The sequence below is a fragment of the Paenarthrobacter sp. CM16 genome (assembly GCF_013179505.1).
Classification (GTDB): Bacteria; Actinomycetota; Actinomycetes; order Actinomycetales; family Micrococcaceae; genus Arthrobacter.
The window spans coordinates 1-3,820 of sequence record NZ_JABMCX010000374.1; the positions used below are offsets into that span (position 1 = coordinate 1).

The 3,820-nt window shown below is 63.3% G+C and carries 5 protein-coding genes; 4 read left to right on the forward strand and 1 reads right to left on the reverse strand.

From position 1 onward, the window contains the following. From HP499_RS21945 to HP499_RS21955, 3 genes are all read left to right on the forward strand, one after another. Positions 1-180: sugar phosphate isomerase/epimerase (locus HP499_RS21945; protein ID WP_172326215.1), on the forward strand; the 180-nt coding region annotated here is incomplete at its 5' end. Further along, entirely contained in the window at positions 180-1,016 is an 837-nt protein-coding gene (locus tag HP499_RS21950) for an alpha/beta fold hydrolase (protein ID WP_172326216.1), read from the forward strand. The genes HP499_RS21945 and HP499_RS21950, both read left to right, overlap by 1 nt. A gap of 1 nt (position 1,017) precedes the next feature. Next, positions 1,018-1,977: an ROK family protein gene (locus HP499_RS21955; RefSeq protein ID WP_172326217.1), complete on the forward strand. Its 960-nt coding sequence runs from the start codon at positions 1,018-1,020 to the stop codon at positions 1,975-1,977. A 505-nt stretch (positions 1,978-2,482) separates the two neighbouring features. Here the strand turns inward: HP499_RS21955 and HP499_RS21960 are convergent. Next, positions 2,483-3,382: a helix-turn-helix transcriptional regulator gene (locus HP499_RS21960; RefSeq protein WP_172326218.1), complete on the reverse strand. Its 900-nt coding sequence runs from the start codon at positions 3,380-3,382 to the stop codon at positions 2,483-2,485. Between the two features lie 131 nt (positions 3,383-3,513). On the opposite strand from HP499_RS21960, the gene HP499_RS21965 reads away from it, so the two are divergent. Continuing rightward, a partial coding sequence (locus tag HP499_RS21965) for an MFS transporter (protein ID WP_172326001.1) occupies positions 3,514-3,820 on the forward strand: 307 nt, incomplete at its 3' end.

A 3,820-nucleotide genomic window follows, 5' to 3' on the forward strand; every position in this document is an offset into this window, starting at 1 on the left:
GAACTGGTTCCCGGCCGTCGCGCCCTCGCACCGGGTCAGGGTGACCTGCCGTGGAATGCCATCCTCGCCGGACTGGCCCTCACCGGCTACACCGGAGCCTTGGTTATCCATGGCCTGCCCGAGTCCGAGGTCGGGTCCGGCGTCGAGTTCCTGCGCCACCGCCTGGAGGTCACCGTCTGATGCCCAGGCTCATTCGGGACGACGGCGCCAGCCTCGAGTACGAGATCGTTCCGGCCGTCGCACCGTCCGCAGACCGGCTTCCGTTCATCTTCCAGCACGGAATGGGCGGGGACCGGAACCAGCCTCTCGGGTACATCCAACACTTGGAACAGTCCACGCTGGTGTGCATGGACGCCGGTGGGCACGGATCCAGCAGCGACATTGTCAGGGACCGGTGTTCGTTCGATGCTTTCGCGGACGACGTGGTGGCCTTGGCCGATGAACTTGGCTTCGAGAAGTTCATCGTTGGAGGAATTTCCCTCGGCGCAGGCACAGCCCTCAACGCTGCTGTCCGCTACCCGGGCAGGGTTGCCGGGCTCGTGCTGTGCAGGCCGGCCTGGCTCGAACACGCCCAGGCGGTACGCAACGTCTCGGCGTATCAGCTGATGGCCGATCTGCTCGAAGGACATGAGCCGGATGAAGCACTCAACCAGCTCACTGTGACTGAGTTGTACAAGAATGTCGAGGCCGAATCCGAGTCCGCCGCCCAGTCACTTCGCCACCAGGTCACAAGGCCGCGTGCGGCCATTAACGCACAGGTCCTTCGGAGCTTTCCCACGGACGCCCCCTCCCGCAGCAGGGACGAGTGGGCACGTATCGACGTGCCCACGCTCGTTGTGGGCCACCGCGATGACCCGTTCCATCCGTGGGAGATTGCCACGGCATATGCCGATACCATTCCCGGAGCCCTGCTGGTGGAGGTACCCAGCAAAGACCGGGATGCTGCAACGTTCGCGGCCGAGGTAGACGTTGCGATTTCCGGGTTCGTGGACACCACCGAGTGGAAGTCCGTCTGACATGACAGCCAAGGGGGAAGCACCTGATGTCTTGGCGATGGATTTGGGTGGCACCCAGCTGCGCACCGCCATCTTCGACGGGTCCCGGCAGGTGGAACGCTGGAGTGTGCCCACGCCCCGAGGGGTAGCCGCGGTAGTGGAGGAAATGATCCGCAGCATCCACCATGCCCAAGATGTCGCGGGCGGACGGATACGGGCAGTCGGCGTCAGCGCCTTGGGCCCAGTGGATCCTGTGAAAGGATCGATCCGTGACGCCCCGAATATCGGAGTCTTCGACTCCTTCCCCCTGCGCCAACTTCTCCAGGAACGCGTTGACCTGCCGATAGAGATCATCAATGATGCCAATGCTGCCACAGTCAGCGAATGGGAGCTGGGTGCCGGCCGAGGGACCCAGGACTTTTGCTACGTGACCATCAGCACCGGCATTGGCTGCGGGATCATCGCTGGCGGACGCCTCCTCACAGGTCGCCATGGTGCCGCCGGCGAATTCGGCAGGATCACGGTGCGGGCCCCCGGCGAACGGACAGCGCGCAGCCTTGAGGACCTTGCCTCCGGTACGGCCATCGCCGGGCAGGCAAACCACTTGCTCGGCAGCACCGTATCTCCTGGCCTTGCCGCCGCGGCAAGAACCCAACCAGTCAGCGCACGACTGGTGGGAGAGCTCGCTGCTGCAGGGGACCCCAACTGCCTCAAGATCATGTCCGACGCAGCAACCCGGGTTGGCGAAGCAATCGCCAATCTGGTGCGCGTCCTGGACCCCGAAGTGATTGCCATCGGCGGTGGAGTATCAAGGGCAGGCGAACCGCTGTGGAGCCCCCTGACGAAGTCCCTGTCCGATTCGCTCGCCAAGGGCGGCCACCCCGTTCCTCGAATTGTGCACGCAGAACTGAGCGACGACGCAGGCCTGTACGGCGCGGCAATTACAGCCAAAGCAGCGCTATCAAAGGCGTTCATACTCTGACCCGTTGATGAAGGAGCAACCTTGAGACTGGTTCTTTGCTTGGCCGACAAGAGAGAGTGGAAAGTCGACGACTTCACCTCCCTTGGACAACACGGCATCAATCTCCGGCGGTCCCACCTCGTATGCATAGCCTGCGGCGGCAAGGCTTTCTTCCGCATGTCGGGGCGCAAGGGCATGCCAAGCTTCGGCGCCCGGCATGTCGCGGGCTGCAAAGTCCTCAATCCTGGATGGAGCGCGTTTCGGTACCTCCAATAGAACGACTCTGCCGCTGCGATTCAACACGCCGCCGAACGCGGGAACCGGTAAAGCTCCAGAGTCACCCGCCCGCGACTAATAGTCCGAACCGCACCGCTCCCCTATTCATTCCTGATGCCGGTGTCGGGTCCATGGACAGGACCAACTCGAAGCGCTCGCTCTGACTTAGTTTTGAACTCTCACGCCGAAGTGGACCTGCACGACTTTGACGCCTGCAGGGCCCGAGGAATGTGTTTCAGCAGTGATCCCCTTACTGGTCCCTTAGCCAGGCGGGCGGCGGAGTGAGGGGCGCCGGTTCGGGGTGGTTTTTGTTGCTGCTGCTCCAGCTGGCGAGGAAGTCGAGTTGATCCTGTGCGTGGCTTCCGGGTTCGGCTGAGTAGGCGATCAAGGTGAGTCCTTCGCCGGGCAGTTCCAGAGCGTCGCCGGTGAGTTCAATCTCTCCTACGAGTTGGTTGCGCATTTTTTTGCGGGCGGTGCGGTGGAAGCGCACGTTGTGCCGGGCCCACCGTGTAGAGAATTCGGTGCTGCCGGCGGCGAGGTCACCGATGAGGCTGTTCAGGGCGCGGTCCCTTGGGTTCTGTCCGGATTCTGTGCGCATCGCCGCTGCAAAGTCATCGGCGAGGGTATCCCAGGCGACGAAAAAGTCCTTGGACCGGGGATCCAGGAACATGAACCGGGCAAGGTTCAGCGGAAGCTTTTCGGGGCTGAGGATTTCGGCGTAGAGAGCGAAACACAGGCTGTTGGCCGCCACGACGTCCATACGCGCATTCCGGACGTAGGCGGGTGACCCGGTCATCCCCGCCAAGACTCTTTCGATGCTCGGACGCACCTCCGCACGGGCGCGCCGCGACGCCGATGCTGCGGTGGGCGCGGCCGCTTTGGCGAGGTCATACAGGTGCGCGCGCTCTGCCTCATCTAGCTGCAGGGCTCGGGCTAACGAGTCGAGAACGGACTCGGACACACCTCGCAGGTTTCCTCGTTCGAGCCGGGCGTAGTACTCGGTGCTCACGCCGGAGAGCATGGCTACTTCTTCGCGTTTGAGACCAGCCACCCTCCTGGTTCCACCGTATGCGGGGAGCCCTGCCTGGGCCGGGGTAATGCGTGCCCGGCGGCTCATGAGGAAGTCGCGGACGTCGTTGGTGTTGTCCATGCTTCTAGGCTACGGCGATCCACCGATGTCCTAACAGGAACTGCCAGTACACCGCACAACAGACACTCCCGCGCCCACACGCGGGCTGGTTTTCTTGAAGAAGCCCGTTTCCTGTGTTTCGAAAGGACGCCATGTCTGTCCCCACTGCCAGCCGCCCGGCTGTTGTTGTCCGACCCAGGGCGTCCCTGATAGTGGCCATGCTGGGCTTCTTCGTGGTCGCCCTGGACGCTCAGATCGTCAACGTCGCCCTCCCGGAAATCCGTAATGACCTCGGCGGTGGCCTCTCCGGGCTGCAGTGGGTCGTGACCGGCTACACGTTGATGTTCTCTGCCCTCCAACTGTTCGCCGGCACGCTCTCGGACCGTGCAGGCGCCCGGCGCGCCTACGGGTTGGGCATGCTGATCTTCATTGTCGCTTCTGCCGCATGCGCGCTAAGCC